Origin of the sequence: Moorena producens PAL-8-15-08-1, assembly GCF_001767235.1 — a bacterium.
Classification (GTDB): domain Bacteria; phylum Cyanobacteriota; class Cyanobacteriia; order Cyanobacteriales; family Coleofasciculaceae; genus Moorena; species Moorena producens_A.
In genome coordinates this window covers 3,193,208-3,208,636 of sequence record NZ_CP017599.1, presented here as the reverse complement: position 1 = coordinate 3,208,636, position 15,429 = coordinate 3,193,208, and the positions used below count along the sequence as shown (strand labels likewise).

Annotated in this window: 13 protein-coding genes and 1 pseudogene; 6 read left to right on the top strand and 8 right to left on the bottom strand. The window is 41.7% G+C overall.

The features are described 5' to 3' along the window. Window positions 1-75: 75 nt before the first annotated feature. The 3 genes from BJP34_RS12140 to aroF form a co-directional block, all read right to left on the bottom strand. The gene (locus BJP34_RS12140) at window positions 76-1,299 is read right to left on the bottom strand and encodes a 4-hydroxybenzoate 3-monooxygenase (RefSeq protein ID WP_070392565.1); all 1,224 of its coding nucleotides are present in this window, start codon (window positions 1,297-1,299) and stop codon (window positions 76-78) included. Window positions 1,300-1,359: 60 nt separating this feature from the next. Continuing rightward, entirely contained in the window at window positions 1,360-1,944 is a 585-nt protein-coding gene (locus BJP34_RS12135; RefSeq protein ID WP_070392564.1) for a chorismate--pyruvate lyase family protein, read from the bottom strand. Between the two features lie 100 nt (window positions 1,945-2,044). Beyond that, complete coding sequence (gene aroF / locus BJP34_RS12130; protein WP_070392563.1) at window positions 2,045-3,142, bottom strand: 3-deoxy-7-phosphoheptulonate synthase; 1,098 nt, start codon at window positions 3,140-3,142, stop codon at window positions 2,045-2,047. A 1,051-nt stretch (window positions 3,143-4,193) separates the two neighbouring features. Between aroF and BJP34_RS39480 the strand changes: the two genes are divergently transcribed. Together BJP34_RS39480 and BJP34_RS43020 are read left to right on the top strand one after the other, a co-directional pair. Beyond that, complete coding sequence (locus BJP34_RS39480) at window positions 4,194-4,391, top strand: glycosyltransferase (RefSeq protein WP_193431319.1); 198 nt, start codon at window positions 4,194-4,196, stop codon at window positions 4,389-4,391. A gap of 359 nt (window positions 4,392-4,750) precedes the next feature. Then, entirely contained in the window at window positions 4,751-4,927 is a 177-nt protein-coding gene (locus BJP34_RS43020; RefSeq protein ID WP_158517150.1) for a hypothetical protein, read from the top strand. Window positions 4,928-5,300: 373 nt separating this feature from the next. On the opposite strand, the gene BJP34_RS12120 is transcribed toward BJP34_RS43020, so the two are convergent. Continuing rightward, window positions 5,301-5,525 (bottom strand): hypothetical protein, encoded by a 225-nt coding sequence (locus BJP34_RS12120; RefSeq protein WP_070396630.1) that lies wholly within the window; start codon window positions 5,523-5,525, stop codon window positions 5,301-5,303. A gap of 1,184 nt (window positions 5,526-6,709) precedes the next feature. On the opposite strand from BJP34_RS12120, the gene BJP34_RS12115 reads away from it, so the two are divergent. Further along, window positions 6,710-7,465: a methyltransferase domain-containing protein gene (locus BJP34_RS12115; protein ID WP_070392561.1), complete on the top strand. Its 756-nt coding sequence runs from the start codon at window positions 6,710-6,712 to the stop codon at window positions 7,463-7,465. Here the strand turns inward: BJP34_RS12115 and BJP34_RS12110 are convergent, their stop codons facing one another. Continuing rightward, entirely contained in the window at window positions 7,466-7,657 is a 192-nt protein-coding gene (locus tag BJP34_RS12110; protein WP_070392560.1) for a hypothetical protein, read from the bottom strand. A 443-nt stretch (window positions 7,658-8,100) separates the two neighbouring features. Between BJP34_RS12110 and BJP34_RS12105 the strand changes: the two genes are divergently transcribed. Continuing rightward, on the top strand, window positions 8,101-9,261 hold the full coding sequence (locus BJP34_RS12105; RefSeq protein WP_070396629.1) for an aminotransferase class I/II-fold pyridoxal phosphate-dependent enzyme: 1,161 nt from the start codon (window positions 8,101-8,103) through the stop codon (window positions 9,259-9,261). Window positions 9,262-9,407: 146 nt separating this feature from the next. Here BJP34_RS12105 and BJP34_RS47315 read toward each other — a convergent pair. Further along, window positions 9,408-9,527: pseudogene (locus BJP34_RS47315) on the bottom strand (ABC transporter ATP-binding protein); the annotation flags it as partial. A 214-nt stretch (window positions 9,528-9,741) separates the two neighbouring features. On the opposite strand from BJP34_RS47315, the gene BJP34_RS12100 reads away from it, so the two are divergent. Beyond that, a complete protein-coding gene (locus tag BJP34_RS12100; RefSeq protein WP_070392559.1) occupies window positions 9,742-10,227 on the top strand; it encodes a Spy/CpxP family protein refolding chaperone in 486 nt (161 codons plus the stop codon). A 571-nt stretch (window positions 10,228-10,798) separates the two neighbouring features. Here BJP34_RS12100 and BJP34_RS12095 read toward each other — a convergent pair. Continuing rightward, window positions 10,799-13,528 carry a COR domain-containing protein gene (locus BJP34_RS12095; protein ID WP_070392558.1) on the bottom strand — a complete coding sequence of 910 codons (2,730 nt, stop codon included), beginning with the start codon at window positions 13,526-13,528 and terminating at the stop codon, window positions 10,799-10,801. Window positions 13,529-13,844: 316 nt separating this feature from the next. On the opposite strand from BJP34_RS12095, the gene BJP34_RS12090 reads away from it, so the two are divergent. Further along, complete coding sequence (locus tag BJP34_RS12090; RefSeq protein ID WP_229424328.1) at window positions 13,845-14,165, top strand: UPF0175 family protein; 321 nt, start codon at window positions 13,845-13,847, stop codon at window positions 14,163-14,165. A 65-nt stretch (window positions 14,166-14,230) separates the two neighbouring features. Here the strand turns inward: BJP34_RS12090 and urtE are convergent, their stop codons facing one another. Then, window positions 14,231-14,932 carry an urea ABC transporter ATP-binding subunit UrtE gene (urtE, locus tag BJP34_RS12085; RefSeq protein WP_070392557.1) on the bottom strand — a complete coding sequence of 234 codons (702 nt, stop codon included), beginning with the start codon at window positions 14,930-14,932 and terminating at the stop codon, window positions 14,231-14,233. Between the last annotated feature and the right edge of the window lie 497 nt (window positions 14,933-15,429).

Genomic DNA, 15,429 nt, shown 5'->3' with positions numbered 1-15,429 from the left:
GTCGTACAACCTGTTAAATTTAGAGTGGCTGAATGCTTGCATCAATAGTTTCCAAAGAAACGCGATGAATTATTATTAGCATGCCATTTCCAGCTCATTATAGTCAGATAAACTCCCAACATATTTTCTGGAAAAGTCTGCTGCAAATGTCTTCAAACTCATCAGTTGAGATATCTTAGACTGTTGGAGCTGCTTCATGAAGCGGTCATTCTCTGAATTTTGTTCATCTATATTCACCATATGAAGCAGCGAGTGGGAAAACTCCTGGGTTTGCCAGATCTCTGGCAGACGAATAGCTGAGTATTGTTGAAGGATAGAGTCATTGTGGCTGATTAGATAGTAGTTCACCATTAATTTGCCCAAAACCTCAGCATCCTGAATGGCTAGGTTCATGCCTTTGCCACCTGAGGGAGTGAGAATGTGGGCAGCATCTCCTGCAAGAAAAAGGTTCTTGTACTGGATTGGGTTCGAGACATAGCTCCTCATCCTCAGCACTTGCTTGTCAGTAATCTTACCTTCGGTCAGTGACCATCCATCTTTGGCAAGTCGAACATGGAGTTCTGACCAAACACGTTCATCGGGCCAATTGTCAACGCTGTCGTCTAATGAGATTTGCAGGTAATAACGGGAAATTTTTTCGTTCCTGAGCATATGACCGGCAAACCCATCAGGATGTATTGCATAGATAATATGCTCGGTTGAGGGAGGTGCTGCAGCCGTGATTGCTAGCCAAGAAAAATTGTAATTTTTGTAGTAGATATCTACGGCTTCTGAAGGAATTGATTTTCGGGCGATACCATGAAAACCGTCACATCCAGCAATGAAGTCGCAATCAATAACAATCGTGCTTTGTTTAATCTCGTCGTAACACGAGACTTGCGCAGGATAGCTATTCTTAATCACAAGACCTTTCGTGCTGAATCGTATTTCTCCGCCAGCCTCTTGAAACTTCTGAATCAGATCGACCAACAACTCCTGCTGAGGATAGGTATAGTGCGTTCGACCCTCACACATCTTGGAGTATTCGAGTACGAAGCTGTATTCCGGGCTTCGGAATTCACACTTCCCATGGGGCTTTCCTTCTCTCAACAAGCGGTCGGCGAGTCCATACTGCTTCAGAATACTTACTGCCTTGTGATCGATTAGTCCCGCTCGGGCACGGGAAAAGACCTCCTCACGACTGCATTTTTCGACTACTATACACGGGATATTATTTTGCTGTAGGATGTTTGCCAATAATAGACCTGCCGGTCCAGCTCCTATAATGCAAACCTTCGTTGAGAAATGATTGTTAAGCATAGTGCCCTCCTATGAAATCTTAAAATTTCAGAAGTTCTTCAATAAAATTAACCAATACTATTAGAGCTTTCGCCTAAAATTATTTTCCGGAAACTTCTCTGTAATCATCATGGTGTACTGATTATTGGAGATGACGCAGTAGGTTCTATACAGGAGATTGTCTTCGGGTTCAATCTGGAAATAATCCGCTAAATCACCTGCATCTTCTTTGCCAAGTTCGACATTTTCTTTGAAAATTTCCACTTTGTTCTCGACCCAGAGTTTACCAATGGGAGTTTTGGTATCTAACAGTTGGGTTCGCATTTTTTCATTCAGTCTGTCGAGAACTAAAATTGAATCGGCATAGACATAGGTGCGGTCACTCATCTTACCTTGAAGTAGCACTTTGCGAGCGATAACTTCTGTGCCTTTTTTGAGGTTCATCGGCAGGATATCTTCTTCAAGCTGAATCTTGTCTTCAAACAGCTTTTTGATTTTGATTGCTTCCCCCGAATAGGCTTCAATCATATCCGTAACAGTGCCGTTTGTCGTGAGCAATATTCGCTGAAATGGGCTGAGTAATACAGGTTCGATGTAATTCCGCTTTCGCGGAAAGTTTTGGGTAAAAATTGGCCTTAAGACTAGGGTTTGAGCGTTCATTTGCATTATTTCTCTAGAATTGGACAAAAAGACCTGTTTGATGAGATATTGTGAGTTGAATCAATCTAAGTTAGCCTTCAATTGTTACTTCAACTCACAACAAATTTTAAACAATGGCACTGAATTTTTTGGTAGCTTGAGGGGATGAAGGGGTGAGGGCTAACTTTTCCGGCCAACGACCCACTGTTTCACCAATAACTGCCATTTCTTGCATCAGTTCTTGATAGCGATGAGGCGTCAAGGATTGAGGGCCATCAGACAGGGCTTGGGAAGGGTTGGGATGAACTTCTATCATCAGAGCATCAGCTCCTGCTGCAATTGAGGCCATTGCCATTGCCGGGACGTATTCGGCTTTACCAGTCCCGTGACTGGGGTCAATCATAATGGGAAGATGAGTCAGTGTCCGCAAGACAGGAATCACGGATAAATCGAGGGTATTGCGGGTATATTTGCGGTCATGGGTGCGAATTCCCCGTTCACACAAAATAACATTAGAATTTCCCGCTGCTAAAATATATTCAGCCGCCATTAACCATTCCTCAATGGTTGCGGACATTCCCCGCTTCAGCAGAACCGGTTTCTCTTGAGCACCAACTCTTTTTAACAGAGAAAAGTTCTGCATATTACGAGCACCAACTTGGAGAATATCTGCAACAGCTGCTATCTTTTCAATGTCGGCTGCATCCATTACCTCGGTGATAATTCCCAAGCCGGTTTCTTGACGTGCAATGGCCAGCAATTCCAAACCACTCTCACCATGTCCTTGAAAAGCATAAGGAGAAGTCCGAGGTTTGTAGGCTCCACCACGTAGGAAATGAGCACCTGCTGCTTTAACTTGTTGGGCGGTTTCGACAATCATCTGTTCATTTTCAACCGAACAAGGACCGGCAGTTTGAACGATGGGACTGTGTTCGCCAAAAGCAACGGAACCGTTGGGTGTTTCAACAATAATTTCACTGGGTTCACCATGTCGGAAGTCTCGACTTGCCCGTTTAAAGGGATGTTCAACTCGTGAGACTTTTTCAATAAAAGGACTGACAGCCTGAATTTTTAAGGGATCGAGTTCAGCCGTTTCACCGACTAAACCAATCACCACTCGGTGTTTGCCGATGATTTTTTCGACGCTGACTTTGTATTGAGACAGTTCGTGTTTAATGCGTTCAATTTCGACTGTCGGAGTCGCTGCTTTGAGGACAATTATCATGCTTTATTTCCGTTGAGATTGGGTTTTCTGATTTGGGACGTGATTAACCGTATTTGATCTAACATCAACTTAGTTTGGACGAAGATAAGAATTTGATATGTAGAGTTTGTAGGTCTTGGTGTGCATACTTAAAAATCCTTGATTGTTAGCTTCTAAAAACTTATCGGTGGTCAGCTTAAGTTTTATGCCGAAGAACGATTTTTTTTTTCGAAACTTCTCAAAACTGACCTAGATATAGGGGTGAACAATATTCACCGAAGCCTTGCTCCACTTGAGCTCAAACCAATTTCCACACAATGGTCTGATCAAGGCAACAGGACTTACCCAAAACTGGACTCCAAACTCGATAAGTGGTAAGTTTAGTTAGTAACGCACCCTACCAGTAGTCGTTGAGATTGGGTTGTCTGATTTGGGAAGTGATTAACCGGATTTGATATAATATCAACTTAGTTTGGACGAAGATAAGAATTTGATATGTAGAGTGTGTAGGTCTTGGTGTGCATACTGAAAAACTCTTAATTGTTAGCTTCTAAAAACTTTTCGGGGGTCAGCCTAGGTTTTATGCAGAGGAACGATTTTTTTTCGAAACTTCACAAAACTGACCTAGACCATTGGGTGAACAAGATTATGGAAGCCTTGCTCCACTTGAGCTGAAACCAATTTCCACACCTAGGTCTCATCAAGGCAACAGGACTTACCCAAAACTGGACTCCAGGAAAATTGCCGTACACTAATTACTGATCACCAACTAAACTTGGTAAGCCCTAGGAGGGATTAATACGGTTCTTCAGTACCTCTTATGCTAAATTTCCAGTTAAAAAACTCAGAAAGCTTACTGTATAAGGAAAATTACGCTATTCAACTAACAAAATTTTCTGAATACGGCCTCTGACCACTGTTCCCTGTTCCCAGATCCGCTGTTCCCTGTTACAGACTGTTTATTTAGCATAACAAGTACGGAAGAGCCATTAATACTTCGACCCAAACTAGGGGTGAAGCGTTCCTCAAGTCAATTGAGAGCTTGCCTTGGGTTCAGTATCATGGTCACATAGTGCGTTCGCGTAGCGTCGGCTTTGCCGAAACGCTTCATCGCATTCTGGCTCAATGGTATCGAGAGGCAACAGCAGTAGTGTTTCTATCTGACCGGGAGGGATTTGCACTACCGATTGCCAAAGCCGCATCATTTGGTCGCTTCGTGGTAGTCTCCTTCAAGACTTTTCACTGTTCATTCTCTCCTAACTCTTCTTAATTGTAAAAAACCTACCCTTATGAGGCTACCGTCCCCCCCCTTGCGATCAGCTTTGCTGGGCTAAAAGCGATTGGCATACGGCCACGCTACGCTATCCCATCAGTAACAAAAACCAACATCCCAATCCAAGGGCGGGTTAAATGAGATAAAGAAATTTTCAACCACTTTACCTGAACCTAATCAATAGTAGCTGTGTATATCCAGCACATTCTTTCCTGATTTTTTACAAATATGAGATAAACCATTAGCAGCTGTGTATACCCGCACAGCTGATCACACAGGTGCATCTTACTGATTAGTCAATTACTATGTTGGACTTCTTTTTCATCCGCGACACCAAGTGGCTGTTTGAAACTGCCATGGAAAACCCCGAATTGGCTCCGTCCGTGGTTGAACTGCTCTTCTTAGAAGAGATTAAGTACAACGTTCGTGACAGCTCAATCTTAAAACACGACTATAATCTGACAACTTTAAGACAAGCCTATGTTGACACTCTCCGGTCTAAAGACGGGGGGCAGGATAGTAGTTCTCAATAGTGCTCAACTAATAAGTTGCGCAATACTAGGTAATAATTTCAGCCCATAAGTAGCCCCAATCCGAAGCTGACTGCTGAGTGCTGATAACTGTTCGCCCAGCGTGCCCGTAGCGCATATGCTTACAAAAAAAATAGCCGTAGAAATACTATCCACGGCTATTTCAGTGCTACAAACGCTATGTCATGTCTATCAGTTTCCGAATCAATCCGGATGTGATCCTACCCGAACAAACCCGAGCCTTTGACCGGGGGGGAAACCCCCCAGAAATTTAGCGTGATTTGCGCGGTCTTGGGGAGGCAGCGCGGTCTTGGGGGTTCCCCCCATGAGCGACTGCCGTGGTTTCCCCCATGAGCGACTGCATCAAGACAACCTATTAACGCCAAGTCGAAGACTTGGTTACAAAACTAATTACTTGCCCTGGAATGCCCGTGGGCTGCAAAGGGCTCCACTCGGAAACCTCTGCATACCCCAGTGCATAAAGGCTGTAAATAGTATTAATTACGGCTTCAGGAGAGCCCTTAATGTACTTAATACGTTTTTTCTTTGGGTTAGAATCTTCATGATTGTTGTCGTGATTCGGAATAAAGTCTGTAGACATGATTAAAAACATCAATTTTGTTTTCAGTAATTATTATAATGATTATAAATTTAATTGTCAAGGGTTTTAATTTTTTTTTTTGGTGAGGTAATTTGAGAATAAATTTTAAAAAACAGAATGCTAAATTGATAGCTTATGGGCTACGCCAACAGGTATCAGCTATCAGTTATAAGTTCATGTAGGGTGGGCAGTAGTTCATGTAGGGTGGGCAGTGCTTAATACAAATCAGATCAGCTGAAAAAGCCCGTTAGCAGGCACTGCCCACCCTAGGATTAATCTCAACTACCGATTGCGGAAGCCCAATCATTTGGTGGCTTGCTGGTGGTCTCTTTTAGGAATCAAGCCGGTGTGAAAGCTGGGGGGGTTCTGCCATCATTACCGTTGACCCTGATCAGCCTAGGGAGGCAGCCTTTGAAGGTAATGGCTGGCTTGAAAGAGAACTAGCCGAGATCAGTACTAATTTGCCCAAGTGGGAAACAGCAGCGATCGCTTATGCTGATGTGATTAATAAACTCCATAGGGAGTAGGGGTAACTATCTCGAATGTACCTCATAACTATGATTAACACTATAGATAGTGTGCCAATTCCATAACTTTTCAGGAGTCAAAAGTCAAGTATTAGCGTCGTATAGTTTGACGTTGGAAGTGATTAGGGTTTTTGATCAAAAACTATTGTGAAAACGTACGAAACAGCGCTGACGGCTCAACAACTTCTTAACAAAATTTTAGGGTTTGCCTTCCCATACTATTAGGAGTATGTTAATATTTTGAATGCTTGTTAGAGTGACAAGGCAATTTTAGAATGGAGGTGCAATGAGGCGAATTATCTTATCTGAGCAGCTACAAGACAAACATTTGCCACGAGCACTAGCAAGTTGGCCGTAGATGAGGCAATAACAGACGCTTTGCGAACCCAGCAATTGATTCCCTCAGCCATCTCAATTTGCAGGGAATCCATATCTTCACCGAAAGCAATGTCTTAGCTATACAATTGCGATCGCTAACCGTTGGGTTTAATCAAAGCTTAACCAATGTTGCCCTTCACAATTATCCAGCTGACGTGCTATATCAAGATAGAACGACGAATTCAAGTGACCTGGGAAAGTGAACAAGTTTTGGGTAACCAATCCTAAGCAACTATAGACACTAGAAATAGAAGAACACTAGAAAGAGAAGAAACAGAAATGCAGAACGTGGATTTTGAGATAAAAATACCAGAAATCGAAAGTGCTCGCAACTTACCCATCCAAGAAGAATTCTTTTGGCTAAGCCAAAATGGAAAGGAAACCAAGCTCAGAGTACATGACTATAGTGAATTGTACCGGATTCCTGATCTCTACAGACATTTAATTGAAAAATTGCACTCTATATCCCATACCGTACTATCTTCTCGACTGATAGATCGAGTCACCCAAGCTGGTGAAACGGTTGAGGATCTGGTACTGCTAGAAGTTGGGGCAGGAAGTGGAATGGTAGGAAAAGCTCTAGTGGACTTGGGGGTCAAGTCAGTCACTGGAATTGACATTCTTCCAGAAGCAGCTGAAGCGGCAGCACGGGAATACCCAGGAGTTTACGAGAATTACTATGTTGAAGACCTGACTAATTTAAGCCACACAGCACGGGAGGGGTTAAACAGCCAAAGCTTTAATGGTCTAGTTTGCGGATCTGCTCTTGGGTTTAATCACATTCCTGCCCAAGGCTGGGCTACCGCATTTAATGCGATCGCACCCAATGGCTGGATTGCTTTTAATGTGCAGAAAGAACGGTGGGAGGACAAAAGCTCGGCTTCTTTTCTGGCATGGCACCCTTGGGTGGGCAAAACTGACATTTTTGAGATTGTTGAAACCCATGAGTATCAGCACCGATTTCACTTGGACGGACGCCCCCTATACTATATAGCCATTATTGGCAAAAAACGAGGCAACATACCGGAAAGCTAGCTAGCTGAAAATCGAGGTAACTGAAATGGCAGAACCAGAATTAATTGAAGTTGCTAAGCTGTTGAGCATTTCAATTTTGTTCCTGAAAGCCTTGCTGCTAGGGTTCTGAGCTTCAAAAATCCCAATTTCAATGCATCCACGCTTACCTGGGCCATCAAAAATACTAGAAATTGGTTTTTCTGACCATTTCATCAGTCCAAAATGAAGCTATAGCGTCATTTTGGCTTGGTATTTCTCAATAACGGGTGCCTCTTTTGGTTGTAAATCAATAACTCAGCGATGGGTGTTATGACCTGAAGGGGTTTCCCCCAGCCACTCCCTATGGTATCAAGACAGTGAGATGCACCCCTCAATAACTTTGTCTATCAGGTCGATTTATTGATAGGTAGCAACTTGAGTTAACAACTATTGGCTAACAAACTCTTTTTCTCCCCTCGTGGTCTAACTTTATAGGGAGGGCTTGATCAGAGTAGACCACCTTAGCTAATTGTCAAAAAACATGGGTAGTGCTACACAATTAGTGATTTTACCCCCCAAAACTTTGACCGGACTAACACCTAAACTACTACCCCTCTCTCACTACAAAAATGTGAAGTAGGTTTGTAAAAACTATTGCTTTTTTAATGGAGAAAACTGTGTCTAAGCAAAAAAAAGAAACTTACAATAACAGTTGTATTACTCCCATATATCAGAACGCTGCTTATTTTTTTGAAAATACGGAACAGGTCATAAAGTATCACCAGAATCAAGTAAGTTTAGGAAGATATGGAAGATATGATAATCCAAATTGGTTGGAATTTGAAAGTAAAATTGCGGCTCTTGATAATTATGAGTATGCTTTGATATTTTCTTCAGGTATGAATGCGATAGTCACAACTGTATTCAGTTTTATTGAGCCAAACGATATATTACTTTACACGGGCAAGTGTTATAGAAATATTAGAAAGTTTTTTAATTTAGTATTGCCTAAGTTTGGAGTAAAAACCCTACCTATAGATCAAATGATTAGGGATGATTTTCATCGAAAAATTGAAAATCACTATCAAAGCAATGTCAAAATTGTATTTGTAGAAATGCCGTCAAACCCCCATTTGTATTTAGTTGATTTAGCTACACTAAAAAGTCAGATCGGCACTGATACTTTACTGATTGTTGATAGTACCCTATCAACACCGTATAATATTCAACCCCAAAGGTTTGGAGCAGATTTGACCATTCATAGTTGCAGCAAGTATATCGGAGGTCATGGGGATATTTTAGCAGGCAGTGTAGCTGGATCGCGAGAACTAATCGAACAAATTAGGAGTTACCGAAATATTATGGGAGGGATTGCCGATCCCCATTGTGCTTTTCTGTTGAATAGAAGTTTGGATACTCTGAAAATTAGAATGAAACATTTCAATGAAGCTGGAATTAAAATCGCCAAATATCTGGAAGAGCATCCTCGAGTGAAAAAAGTTTTTTATACTGGTCTAGAGAGTCATCCTCACAGCTATTTAGCCAAAAAATATTTAATGGGACATGGGGGATTAGTATCCTTTGAACTAGATGCTGATCGAGAAGTAACATCAAAATTTGTGGATGCTTTACGAGTTCCGTTTATGGGAACCAACTTTGGATCGAACAATGCTATGGTTGAACAATGCAGTGTCTTTACTTATTACCAACTCTCTCCCACCGAAAAGCAAGAGATAGGAATTACTGATAGCTTGATCAGACTGAGTATCGGTTATGAAGATAGCGATCTAGTAATCAAAGATATAGACCAAGCCTTGAAAACAATTGATCAGCGTTAATAGCGAAGACTATAACCTCTGACGGGGCGAAAAGCGCCCCGAAAACTATGTGGGGTAATACTTTGACCTGTTTGATTTTTAACGGTTTCCTCCTTAACTATGCCGATTCAAACCGCTAAAAACTGCTGAATCACATCCTGACTCAGTTAACTAGTTGCCCCTGATGCCACAATCCCACCCTTCTGCATGGCATAGTAGCGGTCAGCTTGTCGGACAAAATGTAGATGCTGCTCGACCAAGAGCACAGAAATCCCAGTGGTATCGAGAGGCAACAGCGTTAGTATTTTTATCTGGTCACCATAATCCATGTATCAAAGGTAATGCAAGACCCATTGGTCAGATCTAGCCCAGGACTAAAGTCCTAGAAGAATTCAGGTCTATTGCCTCATGTTGTTTCACCCTCCCTGTTTTTAGGATAGAGACATCACACAGAAATCAGCTTACATCAAAACACTTAGAAATAGCTAAAGGGTGAACACCATGAATATCAAGCACTTTTCCCTACTTGCAGGTCTTGCAGCAATTACCCTCACTAGTTTTCCCATGGCAGCTAATGCCCACAAAATGCATCGATCTTTCTCCAAACTTAACCTCACTGACCAGCAGGAACAGCAGATTGAAAACATCCGTAACAATACATACTCTCAAATTGAGGATATTCTCACTCCCCAGCAACAAGAGCAGTTTGAAACTATAAAAACACTACGCGGTCAACTACGAGACGCAAAAGAGGCTACAAATCTTTCTCAAGAGCAGCGAGACGAAATCCGCGAAATTAAAAAGTCAGTACGAGAAGAGATGGAAAGTATGAATCTCTCTCAAGAGCAGCGAGACGACATCCGGGAGATTAAAAAGTCAGCACGGGAAGAGATGATGGGTATTCTCACCGACGAACAGCGCCAACAAATTCGTCAAGAAATGGGCTCACGTCGAGGTAAGCGTGGATTTAGAAGGGGATCATTCTAAGACCAGATATCTTATGTAGGGTGGGCAGTGGTGAATATAGATCACCTTAAAAAGTCCCTTGCGAGACACTGCCCACCGGACGATTCATCTAGCTTATGTAGCTGATGTAGGGTGGGCAGCTGATGTAGGGTGGGCAGTGCTGAATAGAGATCACCTTAAAAAGCCCCTTGCGAGACACTGCCCACCGGACGATTAATCTAGCTGATGTAGGGTGGGCAGTGCTGAATATAGATCACCTTAAAAGGTCCGTTACTAGACACTGCCCACCTGAGGATTAATCTAGCTGATGTAGGGTGGGCAGTGCTGAATAGATATCACCTTAAAAAGCCCCTGACTAGACACTGCCCACCTGAGGATTAATCTAGCTGATGTAGGGTGGGCAGTGCTGAATAGATATCACCTTAAAAAGCCCCTGACTAGACACTGCCCACCCTAGGGCGTGTTTTCAAAGTTTTCCGCAAGATTATGATCCCCCCCAGCCCCCCTTAAAAAAGGGGGGAGCCATAGTCAAAGTCCCCCTTTTTTAAGGGGGATTTAGGGGGATCTCCGAGTTTGAAGACACACCCTACGATTAATCTACTTGCTCTTGTTGTGTTGCTGGATCTGGAGTCTGGTTATCAAAAAAATAGCTAAACAGCGATGCCCCTAATCCTACCAATAAGGTCGCTATTATGCCCATCAGAGCAAGTTTATTTGAGAGATTCCATTTCTCCTCTGTGGGTGACTCATTGACGGTAACTTTTAAATTCTTGTTGTTAGACTCTTTACCTCCTGCTCCTATTACCGTACTCCCGTCCCCAACCTTGATTTCGTTTTTTTCAGACATAGTTTTACTCCCTGTAGCATCAATATTATTATTAATAATAATAGATCTATCAGCTTTGTTTAGCTGTCGATAGATATCTGGTTGTTCATCTTTATTGATCTGCTTTAAACCTATCACATCATCAATTAAACGTAATACCTTAACTGTATTATAGGGAGGACTACCACATTCAATCGTATCCTGACCATAACCAATCCGCTCTCTTAATTTATCAAATTGATAGAAATAAGGAGTTTGACTGTTTTTACAAGTAGAACAATTACAGGGGATTAACTTACTACACCTCAAGCGGTTATAAGACTCATGGATCTGATCTAGTTCGTAAATAACAGTAGTCAACAAGTCTCGTTTATGTCTACCAGTAACTCTAATTTTAATTTCTCGCTGTTCGTAATATTCAATTACTTCTGCTTTGGTGTTATCTTTGTTTAAGATAACACCACTTTTCCAGACATATTGCTGCTGGTCAATCCACTTATGCATTACCACGATAAACCGAGTTATAATACCTTTGGGCATGAAGTCATAGGTATAGCGGAGAATTAGATTGTTAGATTCATCCCAATCATACTCAGGTTGATTTAACGTTAGTAGTTGTGGCGCAATGTAGTTATCTTTCCTCCCAGGGATTAGATAGCAAAGTTGAAACTTGATCATCAATTGTAGCAGTTCATCGTGCATATAAGCATAGTTTTCTTCAGACCAAATTTTTTCTAAATCAGCGCGGTTAAAGCAACCTAGATTGCGAATAACTTGATTGTTATCCAGCACTTTATAGACAGCATAAGTCCCCCATTCCGGTTTGAGAATCACCGTTTTATTTAATAGAGGGTCATCTTGAAAATGCAAACACACTCCCAGATCGTGTAGGTAACCGCTTAACTGTAATTTATCGTTGTATAAAGTAAACCCATTGTTTGAGCCGATCTGTAGATATTCATCCAGACTGATGTAATTACGGCTATCTTCTTCTAAAGCTTCTCTGACTTGTTTCCATGTTCTAGGTAAAGCTGCTTCTTTGATGTGGGGGAGGTTGCTAATATAAAATTTAATTTGGGTAAGAAGATCGTCTAAGCCTCGGTTAGTCGCTAGGTTGGTTGCTAGGGTTTCTTTCAAGTTGGTAAACCGTCCCCGTAAGGCGCGCTCGTTTATTTCTCTATGGCGTTCTTGTTTCTCATTTTTGATAATTAAGAGAGGACTATTGTCGCTTAAAAGTTCTACTATATTAAGCCAGTAGTAGAAGTCTGTATCTTCTTTTCTGGTATCTGCCACTAGGGTGTAAAGGGAACGTTTGGTCAGGAAGAATTGATGGGTGGTGTGATAAATTTCTTGTCCCCCAAAGTCCCAGATATTAACCCGAAAGTCTCGACCGTTATCCAGTGGAAATTTCCATTTAATAATGTCAATCCCTTCTGTAGATTTTTCGTTTTCCTGTAGTTGATAGTTTGGGTTTTCTATCTTTTTTGCTAGTGTTGTTTTTCCAGCACCTGCTTCACCGACAATCAGGAGTTTTGCTTCATAGATATAATCTTTTCCTTCTTTAAGTTGTCGGAAATAAGATCTGATTGCTTCAATCCCATTTGATGCAATTTCTATTGGTGGATTTTCAAGGGGATTTCCCCTTAAATCAAGCTTGGTTAAGTCGGTAAGCTTGGTGAGGGATTCTGGGAGTGTTGTTAATTCATTGTTGCTTAAATCAAGCAGGGTTAAGTTGGTAAGCTTGCCGATGGATTCTGGGAGTGTTGTTAATTCATTGTTGCTTAAATCAAGCAGGGTTAAGTTGCTAAGCTTTCCGATAGATTCTGGGAGTGTTGTTAAGTTATTTTCCCTTAAATCAAGCAGGGTTAAGTTGGTAAACTTTCCGATGGATTCTGGGAGTGTTGTTAAGTTATTTTCCCTTAAATTAAGCAGGGTTAAGTTGGTAAGCTTGCCGATGGATTCTGGGAGTGTTGTTAATTGATTATTACTTAAATAAAGCTCGAATAATTTGGTAAGCTTGCCGATGGATTCTGGGAGTGTTGTTAATTGATTATTACTTAAATAAAGCTCGAATAATTTGGTAAGCTTGCCGATGGATTCTGGGACTGTTATTAATTGATTATTACTTAAATAAAGCTGGGTTAAGTTGGTCAGCTTTCCGATGGATTCTGGGAGTATTGTTAATAAATTACTATTTAAATAAAGCTGGGTTAAGTTGGTCAGCTTTCCGATGGATTCTGGGAGTATTGTTAATAAATTACTACTTAAATAAAGCTGGGTTAAGTTGGTCAGCTTTCCGATGGATTCTGGGAGCATTGTTAATTTATTTACGCTTAAATCCAATACTTTCAACTGTGATAAATTAAAAATTTCAGTTAAGATTTCATTTAACTGATAACCATCGTAATAAAAAAAAGCACGGCTTAAAGATAACTGTTTAAGCTGCTGCTCTCTTGCTACTATTATTCTCTCAACAATATGTTTTGGTACAGCCATTTTTATTCAATTAAAGCGGTTTAAATTAGGTGAAGTACATTTTTTTTAGGGAGCAGGGAGCAGGGAGCAGGGAGCAGGAAGCAGGTAACAGGTAAAAGGCAAGAGGTCAAAAATCCTGTGTACCTCATAGCTATAATAAACGCTATATAACTGGTTGGTTTTGTCCAATCACAATTTACTACTTAGAAAGTTTAGACTTAACCTTAAACTAAACTGTAGAGTCAATATCATTTGTGGGATAATAATTTTACGGAATTATGGTATAAAAAAGATAGGTCAGCAATTTTTAATAATACCAAAGTTTAGCACAAAACTAATGTCAGAAGTCACAATTAACTTACCTGAAGAGGTTTTTAGTGCCCGTCGCCTTCCCCCAGAAGAATTTGTGCAGGAAATGCGGCTTGCTGCTGCTATCTACTGGTATCAAAAGCGGGAAATCTCGATGGAAAAAGCAGCCTCCGTGGCTGGGTTAAACCGTAGGGACTTTCTAGCCGCCCTCGCCCGCGAACAAATTGATGTCTTTGGTGTTGACTTTAACGATCTAGAGCGCGAGATGAACATCAGCTTTCAGCCGTTGGCCTATGGCCACGCTACGCGAACAGCTGTCAGCCGTCAGCTTAAAATAAACCTTCCGTAGCGTGCGCATTAGCTGATAGCTGATAGCTGATAGCTGATAGCTGATAGCTGAATGCTTACGCCGATTCAAACCGCTAAGAATTGCTGAATCACATCCTGACTAAGTTCACTAGTCGCGCCAGATGCCACAATTCCACCCTTCTGCATGGCATAGTAGCGGTCAGCTTGTCGGACAAAATGTAGATGCTGCTCGACCAAGAGCACGGAAATTCCAGTGGTTTTAATAATCCGCCGCACAGCTGCTTCAATTTCAAGAATAATCGACGGTTGAATCCCTTCCGTGGGCTCGTCTAACACTAATAACTGAGGACGTCCCATTAATGCCCGTGCGATCGCTAATTGTTGCTGTTGTCCACCACTCAAGTCACCACCCATCCGGGACAACATTGATTTTAAGACCGGAAACAGCTCAAAGATAGTGTCTAGGATGTCGTCTTCAACCTTTCTACCCCCTCGACGTGCTTCTAAACCCAGCAACAGATTCTCTTTCACCGTTACCCGAGGGATAATCTCCCGCCCTTGGGGAACATAGCCAATCCCTAATCTGGCTCGTTTATCCGTCGATAGTTTGGTCAGGGGTTGACCAGCAAAGGTAATAGTGCCAGTGCGGGGTTTCAGTAATCCCATAATCGTTTTGAGTAGAGTAGTTTTACCCACACCATTCCGTCCAATCAGGCAAACCATTTGTCCTGCTGGTACATTCAAATCTACATTTCTGAGAATGTGGCTTTCACCGTAGTAGACATTTAAATTGGAAATTTGCAGCATAAGAGTTTTTTAGAATTTAGAATTTAGAATCTAGAATTTAGAATTGGGAATTGGGAATCGGGAATCGGGAATCGGGAATCGGGAATCGGGAATCGGGAATCGGGAATCGGGAATCGGGAATCGCAAAAATCCCGATATATTGCATTAACTCTTGCCTATTGCCTATTGCCTATTGCCTTTTGCCTTTTGCCTATTACCTATTACCTCTTGCCTCTTGCCTCTTGCCTCTTGCCTCTTGCCTCTTGCCTTAAATCCTATAACACTTTACCCTTTACCCTTTACCCTTCTCCTACTTCTGCTTCCAAGCTTTTTACCACTTCTGCTGGCAGATCCAACAGCTTCACTAAGTTTTGGTAAGCTGCTGCTTCAGCGTCGTTAATTTTTGGTTCGGTAGGTGTACGGGAACTTGATTTAATCACTTCATAAGCCAGCTTTACGATTAGTTTTCGTTCTTCAATACTTTCTATTTCAGTAGTCAACTCTTCGATGGAAACATT

Bases quoted from the DNA above. Each gene is read 5' to 3' on its own strand.
- BJP34_RS12140 (WP_070392565.1), bottom strand. From the start codon at position 1,299: ATGCTTAACAATCATTTCTCAACGAAGGTTTGCATTATAGGAGCTGGA.
- BJP34_RS12135 (WP_070392564.1), bottom strand. From the start codon at position 1,944: ATGCAAATGAACGCTCAAACCCTAGTCTTAAGGCCAATTTTTACCCAA.
- aroF (WP_070392563.1), bottom strand. From the start codon at position 3,142: ATGATAATTGTCCTCAAAGCAGCGACTCCGACAGTCGAAATTGAACGC.
- BJP34_RS43020 (WP_158517150.1), top strand. From the start codon at position 4,751: ATGGAAAACCCCGAATTGGCTCCGTCCGTGGTTGAACTGCTCTTCTTA.
- BJP34_RS12120 (WP_070396630.1), bottom strand. From the start codon at position 5,525: ATGTCTACAGACTTTATTCCGAATCACGACAACAATCATGAAGATTCT.
- BJP34_RS12115 (WP_070392561.1), top strand. From the start codon at position 6,710: ATGCAGAACGTGGATTTTGAGATAAAAATACCAGAAATCGAAAGTGCT.
- BJP34_RS12110 (WP_070392560.1), bottom strand. From the start codon at position 7,657: ATGAAATGGTCAGAAAAACCAATTTCTAGTATTTTTGATGGCCCAGGT.
- BJP34_RS12100 (WP_070392559.1), top strand. From the start codon at position 9,742: ATGAATATCAAGCACTTTTCCCTACTTGCAGGTCTTGCAGCAATTACC.
- BJP34_RS12095 (WP_070392558.1), bottom strand. From the start codon at position 13,528: ATGGCTGTACCAAAACATATTGTTGAGAGAATAATAGTAGCAAGAGAG.
- BJP34_RS12090 (WP_229424328.1), top strand. From the start codon at position 13,845: ATGTCAGAAGTCACAATTAACTTACCTGAAGAGGTTTTTAGTGCCCGT.
- urtE (WP_070392557.1), bottom strand. From the start codon at position 14,932: ATGCTGCAAATTTCCAATTTAAATGTCTACTACGGTGAAAGCCACATT.